Source organism: Mammaliicoccus sciuri (genome assembly GCF_025561425.1).
Taxonomy (GTDB): domain Bacteria; phylum Bacillota; class Bacilli; order Staphylococcales; family Staphylococcaceae; genus Mammaliicoccus; species Mammaliicoccus sciuri_A.
In genome coordinates this window covers 2,477,230-2,493,182 of sequence record NZ_CP094824.1, presented here as the reverse complement: position 1 = coordinate 2,493,182, position 15,953 = coordinate 2,477,230, and the positions used below count along the sequence as shown (strand labels likewise).

The window sequence follows — 15,953 nt, the reverse complement described above, 5'->3', positions numbered from 1 at the left end:
ATTAAAAATACCAAACTAATACATCGATGTCAATTTAGTTTTGATATAATAAATAAAAAGGAGGGGATTAAACACTTGGCTAATAAAAAGAAAAATATCAAAAAGAAAAGTCAGTCTGTAAAAAGAAAAAAGAATAATGATAAATCAAAGCGTAAAAATAAAAAGAAATATATTTATGGATTCCTTTTATTGATTATTGGAATTGTGATAGCTATGAGTATTTATCATGTGTTTAAACCTTTACCACATGGCGTTTCAAAAGTGAGTTCAGAAACGATGACAGACCATGTGGAACTATTAACTGATGTCACATATAAAAACGGAAATAAGATGAAGTACAATCAAGAAATATTTGATAAAGTAAATGAAACGATTAAAGAAGCGGATGATTTTATTATTATGGATATGTTCTTATTTAATCATTATCAAACGGGAGACAAGACTTATCCAAAAATATCTCAACGTCTTACACAATCATTAATTGATAAGAAAAAAGAAAACCCAGATATGAGAATTATTGTGATTACAGATCCAATTAATTCATTCTACGGTTCATACACGCCAGATAACATTAAGGATCTAAAAGCCAATAATATAGATGTTTACTATACAAATCTTAATGAATTAAGAGATTCTAATCCGATTTATTCAGGCATTTATCGAACATTTTTCCAATGGTTTGGTAATAGTGAAAATGGTAAGTTAAGTAATCCATTAAGCCCTGAAGCACCAGACGTTACGGTTAGAGGCTATTTAAATATTTTAAATATGAAAGCAAATCATAGAAAGACTTTAGTTACAGAAAAACATGGCATGATTTTATCTAGTAATCCACATGATCCAAGTGGCTATCATCAAAATGTGGGTGTTAGAGTATCAGGTCCAATCCAAAATGCAATTATTAAATCAGAAATTGCAGTTGCGAATATGAGTGGCGGTCGATACTCACCAAGTGATTTCAAAATTAAAAACAATAGCTGGAATGATAACGCCAAGTATAGTGTGCAATTAGCGACTGAAGGTAAAATTAAAGATAAAGTCATTCAAAATATTAAAAAAGCACAATCCAAAGACCATATTTCAATAGGTATGTTTTATCTTTCAGACAGAGATGTGATTGATGAATTGATTAAAGCTTCTAAAAGAAATGTGGATATCAAACTAATACTTGATATTAATAAAGAAGCATTTGGTAAAGAAAAGCCAGGCGTACCGAATAAACCAGTTGCGAGTGAATTAATCAATCGCTCAAAAGGAAGCATTAAAGTAAGATGGGCTCGTTCAAATGCCGAACAATATCATTCTAAATATATGTTGTTTGAGCAAAATGAAAACAATCGTGCCACGATGATATTAGGTTCATCGAATTTAACAAGAAGAAACATTGGAGACTATAATTTAGAATCAGATATTATCATTAAAGGTAAACAAAATGATGCAGCCTTTAAAAAATTATCCAATAACTTTAAACAATCTTGGAATAATAGCGAACACGATATGACTGCACAATATGATGAATTCAAAGACGAAGCACTATGGAAAAAAGTATTATATAGAATTCAAGAAAGTACAGGTTTATCAAGCTTTTAACAGTATATAAAAAAGACATTCATCGTAAAGGTGAATGTCTTTTTTGGATAAGATGGAAGAGCAGGATATAACGCACGAAGACACGGAGTGTATTATTCCCTATAGAGTAGACATTAAAAAAACTAAAACTCTATAGGGGGTATTTTTATGTATAAAACTAGACTACCTGTTAAACTGTATCAGGAAATCTTCGATTTGCATGAAAAGGGTTATTCCTTTCAAAATGTAATTGATAAGTTAAATTTAGATATTAGTGATAGTGTGATTCGATTTAAATATAAAGTGTATAAGCAACATGGTATAACAGCACTTATAAATAAGAAACGAAATAAAATCTATACACGCGAATTTAAAGAAAAAGTTGTTAAAGAATATCTAGAGACTAATAAGACGTATTCAGATCTAGCAGCCTATTACAATATTTCACATCATGCTACTTTAAAAAATTGGGTGGAAAAGTATACTGAAGGAAAGGAAAATAAATCTTATTTTCCATATCTGGAGGTAGACACTATGAATACTAGAAAAACAACATTTGAAGAGAGAATTGAAATAGCTAAATATTGTATTGAAAATAATAGAGACTTTAATAAGACAGCTGAAAAGTACCAAGTTAACTATTCACAAGTCTATAATTGGGTAAAAAAGTATGAAAAACATGGTGATATTGGTTTAGTAGATGGTAGAGGTAAAGGAAAACCAGTTGAAGCTTTAACTAGAGAAGAAGAACTTGAATTAAAAATAAAAGCACTTGAACAAAGAAATAAATTTCTCCAAATGGAGAATGAGGTATTAAAAAAGCAGGAAGAAATAGAGAGGCAGTTGATGAATCGAAAATCAAGCAAATAGCAGCATACAAGACAATCGAAGCATTAAAAGATAAGTATCCAATCAAATGGATATGCGCCGCACTTGAAATATCGAGAGCAAGTTATTATAAATGGAAAAACAGAGAGGTTTCAGAATCTGAAAGATTCAATAACGAATTAAAAGATGAGATTTTCAGGATTTATCATGAACATGATGGCATATATGGATATCGAAGAATTTATATTTATCTGAGATTATATACTAAATTCCAGGTTAATCATAAACGCGTATATAGAATTATGAAGAAGTATGGATTAAAAGCTGTCATTAGAAAAAAGAGAAGGCAATATAAACTTAGTAAGCCAGAAATCACTTCTCAAAATATCCTAAACAGAAAATTTACAACAAGTAAAGTTAATAAGGTCTGGTTAACAGATGTGACAGAATTTAAATTGAAAAATGGATTTAAAGTGTATTTAAGCGCTATTTATGATTTAGGTGCTAAGAAAGTCATCAGCCATGTAGTCTCATCTCAAAACAATAATAAGCTTGTATACGATACCTTTAACAAAGCCATAATTAAAAGAAATACCGAAGGCATTATATTTCATAGCGACAGAGGATTCCAATATACGAGTGTTCTATTTAGAGAGATGATTAAAAATGCTTCTATGAAGCAAAGCATGTCTCGTGTAGGTAGATGTATTGATAATGGTCCTATGGAAGGCTTTTGGGGGTTACTCAAATCAGAGGTATTCAAAGACAAATCTCAAACATTCAATGATATAAAACACGCCACAAAGCAAATAAATGAATATATAAAATTTTATAATTCTAAAAGAATTTCATTAAAAATGGCTGCGCTTATAAAAGCACAGCCAACATATTGATTACTTTTTTTAGTGTCTACTTGACAGGGTTATGTTCACTGAGAGATATCGTGCGCTAGAGTACAAAATAAGGGTGTAACGCACGAAGACTGAGAGATATCGTGCCCTTATCTATTAATTTTAATAATATTCCGATACATAATATCTGCCATTTTTTCTGGTTTTTCTACACATCCATTTTTTAGCCAACTATAAATGGTAGCGATTTGTCCACCGACTGTATAGTCTAGGAAGAAATTGACGTCTTGAAGTGTACCTATTTGTGTAATCAATTTTTCAAATCTTAGTTTAATGAGTTTGATAAAGCTGATGATGAGTTCTTTTTCTGGATGGACGACAAAGACGCTTGTGAAAAATCGCTGATGTCTTGCTATGTAATAAAAGACATTTGTAAAGTACTGTTTAACATACTTTCTTCTTTTATCAGGGTTTTCAAGAATAGAATGTTCTATATTATCCATTAATGTTTCATAGTTCGTCATATGAAACTGTTTGATTTCTTCATACGTTTCATATTTATCTTTAAAATGTGCGTAAAATGTTGAACGATTGATGCCACATTCTGCACATAACATTTTTATTGTGATTTCATCAAAATGATAATGTTCTAATAAGTAAACCATATTACTTATGATTAGTTGTCTCGCATGTTTTTTCATAGGTCACCTCGAATAAATACATACCTAATATTTTAACAAAAAGCCGTTCAAAGATACATTCATATACCATTTAAATATGTAGATATTATGAATAATTATCTGATTTTTCCGCCATCTTAACCCGACAAACTTATTTAATTTGTTGGTTTAAATCATGATTTCAGAGTCTTATAATGAATAAATCATTGAAATTTGGAGGAAATAAAGTAATGAAAAAAATAGTGCTTGTAAATGTTATCACTATAGTAATTTTAGTGGCTATCGGTTTAGTAGGATTCCATTATTATAGTGAAGCAACAGATTATGTAAAAACAGAAAATGCAAAAGTTGACGGTGAGCAAATCAAAATTGCTAGCCCAGTATCAGGTAACTTAACAAGCTTCGACGCTAAAGAAGGTAAAACTTATGACAAAGGCGACAAAATCGGAGAAGTAGCTGGTAAAGGTGAAGATGGACAGTCTCAAGAAATGGACATTAAAGCACCATCTAAAAGTACAATTGTAAAAACTTCTGCAACAGAAAACAGTTTAGTTCAAGCTGGATCACCAATCGCATATGCATATAACTTTGATGATTTATATGTAACAGCAAACATTGACGATACAGATGTAGAAGATATTGAAAAAGGACAAACTGTTGACGTGTATATCGACGGACAAGAAGCTAGTGTTAAAGGTAAAGTGTCTCAAGTTGGATTAGCAACTGCATCAAGTTTCTCATTGATGCCTTCATCAAATAGTAATGGAAACTATACAAAGGTGACACAAGTTGTTCCAGTGAAAATCACATTTGATTCTAAGCCATCAACAAATGTTGTTCCAGGAATGAATGTTGAAGTTCGAATCCACAAGAATTAAGGAGGGTGTATTATGACATCAACCTTTACGGTGGCTTATATAATTGTAGCAATCCTATTATGGATTGGAATTAATGCATTTGTTTTAAAACGCAAAAAAAGTAAATCAGTTTCTAAGCAAGTAACTGATGAAACAACAGAAAACAAAGAAACACAATTGAAATCAAAAGATGATAATATCAATCATCAACCAGAACGTTCAAATATTGAAAAAATGGAAGCTGAACATAAGTCATCTAACTCAGAGATGAACGAAACAACTTCTAATAACATGTCTTCTGATGATCATGATAAAGAATCAGGTGAATCACATGAACATACTGAATTATCTGATCGTGGTATGGAATTAAACGAAGACGAACCAATTAATGAACAAATTAAGAAAAATCATGTCAATTTCGTATATGGCAAAGGTATTTCAAGAAATAAAATTTTAGTTGCGATGATGTTTGGTATGTTTATAGCTATTTTAAACCAAACATTATTAAATGTTGCTTTACCGGTTATTAACAATGAGTTCAGTATTTCAGCGTCTACAGGACAATGGTTAATGACAGGATTTATGTTAGTGAATGGTATCTTAATACCAATCAGTGCATTTCTAATAAGTAAATATTCATACAGAAGACTATTTCTTATTGCAATGACGTTGTTTACAGTTGGATCAATTATATGTGCTTTATCATTTAACTTCCCAATGATGATGACAGGTCGTGTTATCCAAGCAGTTGGTGCAGGTGTGTTAATGCCATTAGGTTCAAACGTATTTATGACAATATTCCCACCAGAAAAACGTGGTGCGGCAATGGGTACTTTAGGTATTGCATTTATTTTAGCACCAGCAATCGGACCAACATTATCAGGTTGGATTGTACAAAACTATCATTGGAATGTCATGTTCTATGGTATGTTTGCAATTGGTTTAGTCTCAATATTTATTAGTTTCTTCTGGTTTAGAATTTATCAAAAAACTACTAATCCAAAACCAGACGTTCAAGGTATTATCTTTAGTACTTTAGGATTCGGCTTATTACTTTACGGATTTAGTGAAGCGGGTAACGATGGATGGACTTCATTAACAGTTTCATTATCATTGATTATCGGTGTTATCTTCACAGCATTATTCGTTATTCGTGAAGTGAGAATGAAAAATCCAATGCTTGATATGTCAGCATTAAAATATTCAGGCTTTACATTGACTACGATCATTAACGTTATCGTAACAATGAGTTTATTCGGTGGTATGATCTTATTACCAATCTACTTACAGAACTTACGTGGTTTCACACCACTAGATTCAGGGTTATTACTATTACCAGGTTCACTTATAATGGGCTTCATGGGTCCTATAGCTGGTAAAATGTTAGACTCATTTGGTATCAAACCACTCGCTTTAATTGGTTTAACAATTATGACATTTGCTACTTGGGAATTGACTCAGTTGAATATGGATACACCATATACAACAATACTTGTTATTTATATTGTCCGTTCATTTGGTATGAGTTTCATCATGATGCCAATTATGACAGCAGGTATGAATTCATTACCACAACGATTAATTCCGCATGGTAATGCAATTAGTAATACAGTAAGACAATTAGCAGGGTCAATCGGTACTGCCATTCTTGTTACAGTAATGACTCAAAATACGACATCACATTTAGCAAATATGTCAGATAATATGGATTCAACAAATCCTATGATCCAAGAACAAATTAAAGCTTTATCAGAATCTGTTGGCGGTCAAGAAGCAGGTACAACTGCACTATTTACTTACTTCAATAAACTTGCAACAGTACAAGGTATTAACGATGCATTCTGGATTGCAACATTATTCAGTGTGATTGCTTTAATTTTAAGTTTATTCTTAAAAGGTAAATCTCATTATTTATCAAAAGAATAGTAAGAACTCCTAGATATAAAAATATAAATTCATTTTGTATTTTTAAATTATATATTAATGTTTAATTGTTTAAACACTACAAGAAACAGTGAAGTTTCTTGTAGTGTTTTTTTAGAATAGTAATTTAATTTATGAAATTCTATATTGAATGCTTTGAATTAGACATGGTTTTTTATATAATGTAAAAAAGGAGTTGGTAACTTATGAAAGTTAAGTATATTGACAAACGTCATTGGCGACGTCTCCTTAATCGCGAATATAAAGAAGTTGTATTGGACACCAATCATTTTAAAGGGCTAGTTGGATTAGTAACAATGGTACAAGTAAAAGAGCCTTTACAAGTAAATGTGGTAGGCAGGGAAATTACAGTTGCGGATAATGGATATAAGTGGATGCAAATCTTACCTGAAAAGAAGCCATATAGTATCACTGTAATGTACGATAAACAAAATAAACCAGTACAATACTATTTTGATGTGAATTTGAGGAATATCACACAACTTGGCAATGCTAGAACATTAGATTTATGTCTTGATGTATTAGTGATACCGAAGTCGGGTGAATATGAACTTGTTGATGAAGATGATTTAGAAAGAATGCTCAAAGAGAAGAAAATATCTAAAGCCCAATTCCATAAGGCATATGTTACAGCTCATGAAATTATGTTTAAATTAGAGGCGGATTTCAAAGGAATTGAAAAGAAAATCAGATATTGTTTTCACGAAATTATGAATGCGAAGTGATTGAACCACAATGTTATGGCATATTTCTATATAAAAACGAGGAATCCCTTTAAAGTAGGAATTCCCCGTTTTTTTATTATAGGAAGATTAGCGCAAGTATGATTGTTAATGGACCTACGATGAAACAATATTTACTAAAGATACCTAATTGTCCACGTTCCATAATGCCTTGTAACCATTTTAGAGAGAAATAACTTGCTACAAGAGATGCAATAAATGCAAATACATATGAAATCATCAATGATGTATCGGGTGGTGTTTCAACAATATCTTTAATACCAAGTAAAGTTGTACCTAGACTTACTGGAATATATAGTAAGAATGAGAATTTAAATGCTGTTTTTTGGTTCATACCTACACCTAATGCACCAACAATCGTTGCACCACTTCTACTTATTCCAGGTATTAACGCAATTGCTTGAAATAGACCTACGATAATAGCGTCTTTCAGTGACAAATCTTTTTCAAGCTTTTGTCCACGTTTATTCTTAATAAACCACAATGCGATACCAGTGACGATAAGCATGATACCTACCATAATCACACTTTTAGTATCCCCAATAATATCTTTGAAGATAATACCTAGAACACCTGCAGGAATCGTTGCAATGACTAAGTACATCACAAGTTGGAAATTTTTCTTAATAGATTCGGTACGGTCACCTTTAATATATTTAAGTGCATCAACAATAAGCGTGATAATATCTTTTCTAAATAAGATAAGCACGGCAATTAATGAAGCGGTATTCACAACAATTTCAAATGTTAAACCGTCCGTATGTAATCCTAAAAATTCTTGTGCCATAACGAGATGTCCGCTTGAAGAAACCGGAATCGGTTCAGTTATACCTTGAAGTAGCCCAAGAAAAACATATTTAATAATTTCGATAATAAGCATGATATGATCCTTCCTATTTAATATACATGCTCAACTATAACGAATTATGAATCAACTTTCAATTTATGAAATAAAAAAAATTATATTTCGGTCTAAAGTTGTAGGCGTGGTCGTGTAGATAAATCGTGTTATAATATAATGAAAGTAAGGAGTGTGTGTCAATTGAAAGTAGACGATTATAAGTTACTCGTAACATTAGAAGACGTAAAGACATTAAGGAAAGCAGCAGACATTCTCTATATATCTCAGCCGGCAGTGAGTCAAAGGTTAAAAACAATTGAAAACTTTTTCGGCATAGATATTTTTATAAGAACAAAGAAGCAATTGATAACAACAAATGAAGGTTCACTTGTAATTGAGCACGCTCGAAAAATGTTAAAAGAAGAACGTTTATTATTAGATAAAATCAGTTCTAAAATAGGTGAAGTAAATGGTAGCATTTCAATAGGTGTATCTTCATTAATCGGACAGACTATTCTCCCACAAGTATTAGGAGAATACACGCACTTATATCCTAATGTGGATATACAATTACAAATCGGTTCAAGTGAACATATTAAACAATATCAGAATGACTTTCACATCATGGTCGTAAGAGGAAATGAAGTCATGAATGTTCAAAATGATCTCCTACTTAATGAACAGCATTACTTTATATATCCTAAAAATAGAAAACAAGATCTACACCTTTTACCAATGATCGAGTTTCAAGCAGAACCTATCTACTTAAAACAAATAGAAGAGTGGTATTCAGATTATTTACAACAAGAATACCATGCACTGATTAAAGTCGATCAAATTGCTACATGTAAAGCATTATTATTAAATGGTGTAGGTGTAACAGTCTTACCTGAACTCGTTATAGGTGATATCGATACAGATAAATTTGAAATCAAGAAATTAAACGTCATGCGTAAACCACTGACAAGATCTACATATATTTGTTATGAACATAACGTATTACAATTACCACAAGTGAAATCATTCATAGAAGTCTTAAAGAACTATATTAATCAGCTTGAAATAGGTAAAAAATAAGGGAGCGGGACAGAAATCTAATTTATATAAAAAGATTTCGTAGTCCCGCCCCGGCAAGGATGACTAGAGTTGAAAAAAGCTTGGTACAAGCGCATTTCGGGTTCAGACATCTACTGCCAAGTTGTAAAAAGAGACTGAAACATTACATTATGTCTCAGTCTCTTTCCTACGATTTGTCAACTACTACGTAGTAAAATGTATTTAAAATTGGCATCACTAAATAAGCCTTTATTATTTAATAATTTTTTCAATATGTTATGATTTATTTGAATAGATTATCAGTGTGGAGACAAGTGATAATCATATTCTTTATTATTTATAACTAGATAATGAATGGTTTTAAGTAGCTTGTTAACGCAAGCTATTGAAGCAGTCTTGTGGCCTTTGCCATTAGGCTGCTTTTTTAATTTGTAATAATAGTCGATAATATGATTTTTAAATAACCTTTGACCCAACAGGAAATTTTTAATGATTAAGTAAAATAATGATCTAGCATGTTTGTTTCCACGTTTGTTAATTTTATCTTTAAAATGCGTTTTACCAGACTGATATCTTTTTATATCAATGCCTACATATGCATTCAATTGTTTATGAGAATCAAAGGATTTGATGTCACCTAATTCGCCAATAATCATTATGGCTGTTAAATCACCAATGCCAGGAATAGATTTAATTATTTTAAATTCTTCGAATTCCTCAGCTAACACTAATAACCTTTGTTTTATAGAAGCATGCCGTTTCATTAGATTTAATAAATCTTCAATCACATAAATTAATTTATCTGTTAAAAATGAATCTTTAGAAACAGAAGGATAACTGACCATAGAGAACTCTACGAGTTTTTTTGCATATTGTGCTTTCTTTTTCTATGATAGATTTTTTCTGTACAACTATTAATTGTATTTTTTAGTTCTTCAATTTCATTAGAATCAACAAAGTCAGGATGTGGGAACTTACTAGCTACTTGTAAAGCCAATTTTGAATATCTATCCTTAAATAGGTTTTGTAATTCTGGAAAAGTCATATCTAGTAACTGAATCAATTGGTTTTTTTAGTAATTTTATTGATTGTTAATTTCTTCATAGTATCTTGTCAGTTCTCTCAGTTTTACGTATTTTTCTTCCATTAAATTTCTAGAAGGTTTTTTATTTATATTTTTAGCTAAAACGGCAAGTTTATGTGCATCAGATTTATCTGTTTTCCAATTTCTTAAAGAATTAGTTAGTAATTTTGCCTCAAGAGGGTTAATTACACAAAATGAAATGTTGTTAACTGTACAGAATTTCTCTAACACTTTTGAATATATACCAGTAGCTTCAAATAAAAAATATACTCCTGCGAAATCCTTTATATATTTGTTTAGTGACTCAAAACCATTATTATCGTGGGTAATTTCAAATTCTTTAACAAATTCATTGTTTGAATAATGTGCAATAAAACTCTTTCCTTTTCCAACATCTATACCAAAATATTCGATAAAAATCACTCCTAAGTTATTAAATTTAAGAAGCTTTAACTTCACTTAGCCTTACTTAGTTCATTTTCCTGTACACGATCTCAAGGGACCCAACATACTAAAATCGAATTCATAAGGAGAGTGAAGTTCTCCAGTTTTTGCTACGGGTTCTATGACCCTAGAGACCGATCGGAGTACTTCTCTCTTCTACTATTTCATATTCTTAAAATAAGTACCAACGGTATGAAAAAGAATATGAGAAAAGTAGCGAAGTTCATCTACCGTCGTAGATTACTTCGCTACTAATCTTAGTATGTTTCGTTATATTGATTCTTATGACAGACGTTCTCTTAACTTCGTAAATATATCGCGGGTTTCATCATTAATCGCTTCGTGATTTAAAATATTGTCGATACGTTGTAGATTTTTACTATCTTTAAATCGTGTTTCATTCAATGCATAAATCGATAGTTTAGGCTCAGTTTGCTCAATTAATCTCATATTGTCATTCTGTGCTACGTATCCTTCTTTTAATACTCTGAAGTAACAGCCTGTTCGATAACTATCAGCCATGCGTTTAACTAAGTCTTTAATGCCATATCGTTGTGCGATTGTAGCGCAAGGTTGTCTTGGACATGAAACTTGAATGATCGCTTCACCAAGTTCGTAAGTGTCACCAATGTTTAAATCTTCTTCTGTTAAACCTGAAACGGTTATATTCTCTCCGAAAATTGCATACTTCGGTAACAAATCAATAATGTCATCCCAATATGCATAATTATCTTTGCTGTAAAAACAGAGGGCTTTTTCAGGGCCACCGTGTCCTTTGTATTGCTGTTCGTCTTCAACAAAGCCTGTATGTGTTAAGTACACCTTATCTTTAAAAGGTTTTTTGAAAATGGCAGTCTTTTTAGATTTTTGATCGCTAAATGTGATATTAGCAATTTTTCCGACTGATATATAATCTACTTTGTAATCCACGAGAGTGACTCCTTTTTACACTATTTAATAATGATTTTACCGGTTAATGTGAATTATAGCAATAAAGCATTGACGTAGCAGAGGATAAGCTTTAAAGTACAAGCATATAATAAAAGATAGGAAGTTGTGAATTCATGTTTTTGAAATTATTTCAAATAAAAAATTACAAACTCTTTACCGCAAATATGGGTTTACTCGGTATGGCAATTGCGATTACTGTTCCATTTCTAGTGTTGTATGCGACGCAACATTTAGGCATGTCGAAAGGGCAATATGGTTTGTTAATGGCGCTTGCAGCAGGGGCATCATTTACAGTAAACTCTATTGTTGCTAGATTTTCAGATAGTGGCAAAATTAATCGTAAATATCTTATCATTACCGCACTTATTATGGGTGCATTATGTTTCTCCATTTATTTCTACATACATACAATTTGGGTGTTTATCGCACTTTACGCAATGTTCCAAGGTTTAGCTGCACCAGCAATGCCTCAAATGTATGCCTCAGCACGTGAATCAATTAATGAATCAGCTTATAAGGATAGAAGTATATTTGCTAATACAGTTCTACGTTCTACATTTTCATTAGGATTTTTATTTGGTCCTTTAATTGGGACAGTATTGTTAAGTGCCTTTGGATATGATGGATTGTTTGGTGGAACGGTAGCACTATTTTTAACAGTTTTAGTATTATTAATTATATTTTATAAAGAGCCGAAGAAAGTTATTAAAAATGCTATCGGTAATTTTACTGAAAAGAAAGCACCAAACTTAATGAAAGAACCGACGTTATTAATACCGTTCTTAGCATTCATTTTGTTACATGTCGGTCAGTGGATGTACACACTGAATATGCCATTATATGTAACAGAATATCTTAAAGACAATGAATCACATGTCGGCTATTTAGCAAGTTTATGTGCGGGATTAGAAGTTCCGTTTATGATTATACTTGGTAGTATTGCAAGTAAGTTCAAAACAAAAACATTATTAATGGTTGGTTCTATTTTTGGATTCGGTTATTACTTTAGCATCGGGGTGTTTGATAGTTTCGTAGCAATGTTGATAGGACAACTAGCATTAGCATTCTTCTTAGCTATTTTACTCGGTTTAGGTATTAGTTATTTCCAAGATATTTTACCAGAATTTCCAGGTTACGCATCAACATTGTTTGCCAATGCAATGGTAATCGGTCAGTTAGGTGGAAATTTATTAGGTGGTATTATGAGTGATATAGTTGGACTAGGCAATGTATTCTTTGTTTCAAGTTTATCAATAGCAGTAGCATTTGTATTACTTATTTTCACAGTAGAACATACGACACATAACGAAACTAAAGTAAGATAGGAGATATAATAATGACAGCAATAAGTTGGATATTAATTATCTTAATGTTTGTAATTGCATTTATAGGATTAGTGAAACCTATTATTCCATCCGTATTATTTATATGGATAGGGTATTTCATTTATCACTTTGCAATTGATTCAAGCAAATTGTCTTGGGTATTTTGGGTAGTAATGATTGTATTTACAATATTTATGATCTTGTCAGATATCATTATGAATAGTTATTTCGTTAAGAAATTTGGAGGTTCTAAATTAGGAGAGACAATGGCTGCAGTCGGTGTCATTATCGGTTGTTTCGTATTTCCTCCATTTGGAATTATAATCGTTCCATTTGTATTAGTATTTGTAACAGAAATCATTCAAAAAGGTGATATCGCAGCTGCAACAAATGCAAGCGTAGGATCATTACTTGGTTTCTTAACAAGCTCAATAGCAAAAGCATTGATTATGGTAGTCATGATCATATGGTTCTTTATTGATATTATTATTTAATATGGTAGGGAATGCCTGGTACAGAACATAAGCTGTACCAGGTTTTTTAATTGGAATGAGGAATATGGGGAGAGGAAGTTTGTTGAGAATGGGGGGGAAAAGATGTGAGTTAAAGAGGTAGTAAACTCACATCTTTAATGATGTACAGAACTAAATTGTAATTATTTTCCTCGAATGATAATATAAGTTAAAAATAGCTAAATAGATAAAATAAATTATTTTTGAATCTGTTGAGGTGGAATATATGAAAGGCTTATTGATAATAGATGTACATAAAAAGTTTTTAAAAGGTGAGAATGGATGTGATACTAAAAATAAAATATTAGCTTTAGGTGAACTATTCAAAAATGAAAATTTACCTATTTTCATAATAAAACATGATGATTGTGGAGAATTAGATAATGATATAAATAATTTAAGTGATATTCTTATTAAAAAAGATACACCTAGTGCATTTTTTAATACTCCTTTAAAAGTCTTATTAGATGAATATAAAGTAACTGAATTAGTTATAGTCGGATTTAATATTGAATATTGTGTCCTTTTTACAGCAATTTCAGCTTTTGAATTTGGGTTTAAAGTTCATGTAGTTGAAGATGCATGTGGCACAGTAAATGATGAAAATACATATGATATGCCTGGATTAGACATTAATGATTTTATTGGCTCCATATTAAATTGGTCGAAAGTTATTGAAGTGCCTTATCTTGATGAATATTTGATTTATCATAAAAATTCTTAAACTAGTATAATACATAACATTGTATTGAATGAATATTAGGAATGCTAACAGAGATAGCCTAAGTCATAGCTTAACTACTGAATAAAGCCAAGAAATGTCCCAAGTCTGTACTGAACCCAAAAATCTAAACCTTAATTAGTATATTATTTCAAAGGTTTGTCTCCTGTAATTTTTGGGAGATAAGCCTTTTAATTTTGATTTGATTCTTTCGTTATTATAAAAATCGATATATCGATGAATAGCTTGTTCAAGGTCCTGAAAATCTTTAAATTCTTGGCCATAATACATTTCTTGTTTAAGTAACCCAAAAAAGTTTTCCATAACTGAATTATCTAGACAATTACCTTTTCTAGACATACTCTGAAATATTTTATGGTCTTTTAATAATCTAGTGTATTGTGAATGTTGATAATGCCAGCCTTGATCTGAATGAATCGTTAAACGATGATCTAGGTTTGGACGACGCTTTATCATTTCTTTTAATGGATTGATGACTATATCTAATGTAGGACGACTTGAGATTTTAAAGCTGATAATCTCTGAACTATATAAGTCCATAAAAGGTGATAAATATAATTTCTGACCATTCATTAATTTGAACTCTGTAATATCTGTTACGACTTTTTGAAATGGGAGACTTGTTTTAAATCTACGATTTAATATATTTTGAGCTACTTTACCAACTTTACCTTTAAAGGAACGATACTTACGACCTCTATGTGTGAACTTTGTACAAGTTAGATTATGTTCTTTCATAATTCTTAGTACTTTTTTATGATTTACGATAAGACCTCTATTTCTTAGTGCTTGTGTAACACGACGATAACCATAGGTATGGTTTGATTCTTCACATATTTCTTTTATTACTTGAATCAATGTTTCATCTTTATCAGCTTTACTAAATTTATTTATCCAATAATAGTATACAGATTTAGCTATTTGAGCGACTTTAAATAAGATACTTAATCGTATATTATATGTTTCATTTAGTTCCTTAATGACCTTTACTATTTCTGATTTTTGCTTCCGTAAATGTCGGTCAAGGCTTGTAACTTTTTTTGATAAGCTATACCTGCCTTTAACGTCTCATTTTCATTTCTAAGTCTTTCAAGTTCTTCACGTTCATTTTCATTTAAAGGTAAATTTTTATTATCTGATTTAGATCGTTTTTTAGTCATAGTGTGAGATCGTCCCTTTTGTTTATTATCTATATCAAGACGACACTTTTCATCAAATTGATGTTGCCAATTGGCAATGATAATAGGATTAATAATTCTAAAGTGATTCGCAGTATCTTGATAAGACAACATATTTTCTTGTCTAAATTTTAAAACAGATAATTTAAATTCGCTAGTATAAACAGTATTTCTACTTTTTATTTCTAAACCTTCTTCTCCAAACTCTTTATATTGATTGACCCAAATCCGAAGGACAGACCAACTTGAAATACCATATTTTAAAGCAATTGTTCTATAACTTTGATGTCCTTCTAAATATTCTTTTACAAGTTTTAGTTTGAATTTAAATTCATATTTTTTCCTCAT

17 protein-coding genes are annotated in these 15,953 nt (G+C 31.0%); 9 read left to right on the top strand and 8 right to left on the bottom strand.

Annotated features, from left to right (window positions below; genetic code table 11):
- The first annotated feature begins 75 nt into the window (after positions 1-75).
- The gene (locus MUA60_RS13040) at positions 76-1,590 is read left to right on the top strand and encodes a phospholipase D-like domain-containing protein (protein ID WP_262648559.1); all 1,515 of its coding nucleotides are present in this window, start codon (positions 76-78) and stop codon (positions 1,588-1,590) included.
- A 147-nt stretch (positions 1,591-1,737) separates the two neighbouring features.
- Positions 1,738-3,290, top strand: a protein-coding gene (locus tag MUA60_RS13035; RefSeq protein ID WP_262648557.1) for an IS3 family transposase whose coding sequence is annotated in 2 segments (ribosomal slippage) — positions 1,738-2,412 and positions 2,415-3,290 — 1,551 coding nt in all. Because the reading frame shifts where the segments join, the coding sequence is not laid out codon by codon here.
- A 107-nt stretch (positions 3,291-3,397) separates the two neighbouring features.
- Here the strand turns inward: MUA60_RS13035 and MUA60_RS13030 are convergent.
- Positions 3,398-3,949 carry a TetR/AcrR family transcriptional regulator gene (locus MUA60_RS13030; protein WP_262648555.1) on the bottom strand — a complete coding sequence of 184 codons (552 nt, stop codon included), beginning with the start codon at positions 3,947-3,949 and terminating at the stop codon, positions 3,398-3,400.
- A 209-nt stretch (positions 3,950-4,158) separates the two neighbouring features.
- Here MUA60_RS13030 and MUA60_RS13025 point away from each other — a divergent pair, with 209 nt between their 5' ends.
- From MUA60_RS13025 to MUA60_RS13015, 3 genes are all read left to right on the top strand, one after another.
- Positions 4,159-4,806: an HlyD family secretion protein gene (locus MUA60_RS13025; protein WP_262648553.1), complete on the top strand. Its 648-nt coding sequence runs from the start codon at positions 4,159-4,161 to the stop codon at positions 4,804-4,806.
- A 12-nt stretch (positions 4,807-4,818) separates the two neighbouring features.
- On the top strand, positions 4,819-6,711 hold the full coding sequence (locus MUA60_RS13020) for a DHA2 family efflux MFS transporter permease subunit (RefSeq protein ID WP_262648551.1): 1,893 nt from the start codon (positions 4,819-4,821) through the stop codon (positions 6,709-6,711).
- Between the two features lie 203 nt (positions 6,712-6,914).
- Positions 6,915-7,454: a ribonuclease FAU-1 family protein gene (locus MUA60_RS13015; RefSeq protein ID WP_262648550.1), complete on the top strand. Its 540-nt coding sequence runs from the start codon at positions 6,915-6,917 to the stop codon at positions 7,452-7,454.
- A gap of 76 nt (positions 7,455-7,530) precedes the next feature.
- On the opposite strand, the gene MUA60_RS13010 is transcribed toward MUA60_RS13015, so the two are convergent.
- Positions 7,531-8,352, bottom strand: a complete 822-nt coding sequence (locus MUA60_RS13010; protein ID WP_262648548.1) for an undecaprenyl-diphosphate phosphatase — start codon at positions 8,350-8,352, stop codon at positions 7,531-7,533.
- Positions 8,353-8,514: 162 nt separating this feature from the next.
- Between MUA60_RS13010 and MUA60_RS13005 the strand changes: the two genes are divergently transcribed.
- A complete protein-coding gene (locus MUA60_RS13005; RefSeq protein WP_025907355.1) occupies positions 8,515-9,390 on the top strand; it encodes a LysR family transcriptional regulator in 876 nt (291 codons plus the stop codon).
- 278 nt (positions 9,391-9,668) lie between these two features.
- Here the strand turns inward: MUA60_RS13005 and MUA60_RS15630 are convergent, their stop codons facing one another.
- The 4 genes from MUA60_RS15630 to MUA60_RS12995 form a co-directional block, all read right to left on the bottom strand.
- The gene (locus tag MUA60_RS15630; protein WP_458256608.1) at positions 9,669-10,214 is read right to left on the bottom strand and encodes a transposase; all 546 of its coding nucleotides are present in this window, start codon (positions 10,212-10,214) and stop codon (positions 9,669-9,671) included.
- Between the two features lie 8 nt (positions 10,215-10,222).
- Positions 10,223-10,432 (bottom strand): hypothetical protein, encoded by a 210-nt coding sequence (locus MUA60_RS15625; RefSeq protein ID WP_458256607.1) that lies wholly within the window; start codon positions 10,430-10,432, stop codon positions 10,223-10,225.
- Between the two features lie 18 nt (positions 10,433-10,450).
- Positions 10,451-10,912, bottom strand: a complete 462-nt coding sequence (locus tag MUA60_RS15620; RefSeq protein ID WP_458256606.1) for an IS110 family transposase — start codon at positions 10,910-10,912, stop codon at positions 10,451-10,453.
- Between the two features lie 267 nt (positions 10,913-11,179).
- Entirely contained in the window at positions 11,180-11,827 is a 648-nt protein-coding gene (locus MUA60_RS12995) for an MOSC domain-containing protein (protein WP_262648547.1), read from the bottom strand.
- Between the two features lie 134 nt (positions 11,828-11,961).
- Here MUA60_RS12995 and MUA60_RS12990 point away from each other — a divergent pair, with 134 nt between their 5' ends.
- The 3 genes from MUA60_RS12990 to MUA60_RS12980 all read left to right on the top strand — a co-directional run bounded on the left by MUA60_RS12990 (position 11,962) and on the right by MUA60_RS12980 (position 14,409).
- Positions 11,962-13,173 (top strand): sugar efflux transporter, encoded by a 1,212-nt coding sequence (locus MUA60_RS12990; RefSeq protein ID WP_262648546.1) that lies wholly within the window; start codon positions 11,962-11,964, stop codon positions 13,171-13,173.
- 11 nt (positions 13,174-13,184) lie between these two features.
- A complete protein-coding gene (locus MUA60_RS12985) occupies positions 13,185-13,667 on the top strand; it encodes a DUF456 domain-containing protein (RefSeq protein WP_159315487.1) in 483 nt (160 codons plus the stop codon).
- Between the two features lie 244 nt (positions 13,668-13,911).
- A complete protein-coding gene (locus MUA60_RS12980; protein WP_262648544.1) occupies positions 13,912-14,409 on the top strand; it encodes a cysteine hydrolase family protein in 498 nt (165 codons plus the stop codon).
- Positions 14,410-14,544: 135 nt separating this feature from the next.
- Here the strand turns inward: MUA60_RS12980 and MUA60_RS12975 are convergent, their stop codons facing one another.
- Positions 14,545-15,408 (bottom strand): IS3 family transposase, encoded by an 864-nt coding sequence (locus MUA60_RS12975; RefSeq protein WP_262650532.1) that lies wholly within the window; start codon positions 15,406-15,408, stop codon positions 14,545-14,547.
- A gap of 8 nt (positions 15,409-15,416) precedes the next feature.
- Positions 15,417-15,953 (bottom strand): transposase, encoded by a 537-nt coding sequence (locus MUA60_RS12970; protein ID WP_262648361.1) that lies wholly within the window; start codon positions 15,951-15,953, stop codon positions 15,417-15,419.

Excerpts from the sequence above, each read along its gene's own strand:
- MUA60_RS12990 (WP_262648546.1), top strand. The coding sequence starts at position 11,962 with ATGTTTTTGAAATTATTTCAAATAAAAAATTACAAACTCTTTACCGCA.
- MUA60_RS12985 (WP_159315487.1), top strand. The coding sequence starts at position 13,185 with ATGACAGCAATAAGTTGGATATTAATTATCTTAATGTTTGTAATTGCA.
- MUA60_RS13025 (WP_262648553.1), top strand. The coding sequence starts at position 4,159 with ATGAAAAAAATAGTGCTTGTAAATGTTATCACTATAGTAATTTTAGTG.
- MUA60_RS13020 (WP_262648551.1), top strand. The coding sequence starts at position 4,819 with ATGACATCAACCTTTACGGTGGCTTATATAATTGTAGCAATCCTATTA.
- MUA60_RS13010 (WP_262648548.1), bottom strand. The coding sequence starts at position 8,352 with ATGCTTATTATCGAAATTATTAAATATGTTTTTCTTGGGCTACTTCAA.
- MUA60_RS12980 (WP_262648544.1), top strand. The coding sequence starts at position 13,912 with ATGAAAGGCTTATTGATAATAGATGTACATAAAAAGTTTTTAAAAGGT.
- MUA60_RS13015 (WP_262648550.1), top strand. The coding sequence starts at position 6,915 with ATGAAAGTTAAGTATATTGACAAACGTCATTGGCGACGTCTCCTTAAT.
- MUA60_RS15630 (WP_458256608.1), bottom strand. The coding sequence starts at position 10,214 with ATGGTCAGTTATCCTTCTGTTTCTAAAGATTCATTTTTAACAGATAAA.
- MUA60_RS12970 (WP_262648361.1), bottom strand. The coding sequence starts at position 15,953 with ATGAGGAAAAAATATGAATTTAAATTCAAACTAAAACTTGTAAAAGAA.
- MUA60_RS13030 (WP_262648555.1), bottom strand. The coding sequence starts at position 3,949 with ATGAAAAAACATGCGAGACAACTAATCATAAGTAATATGGTTTACTTA.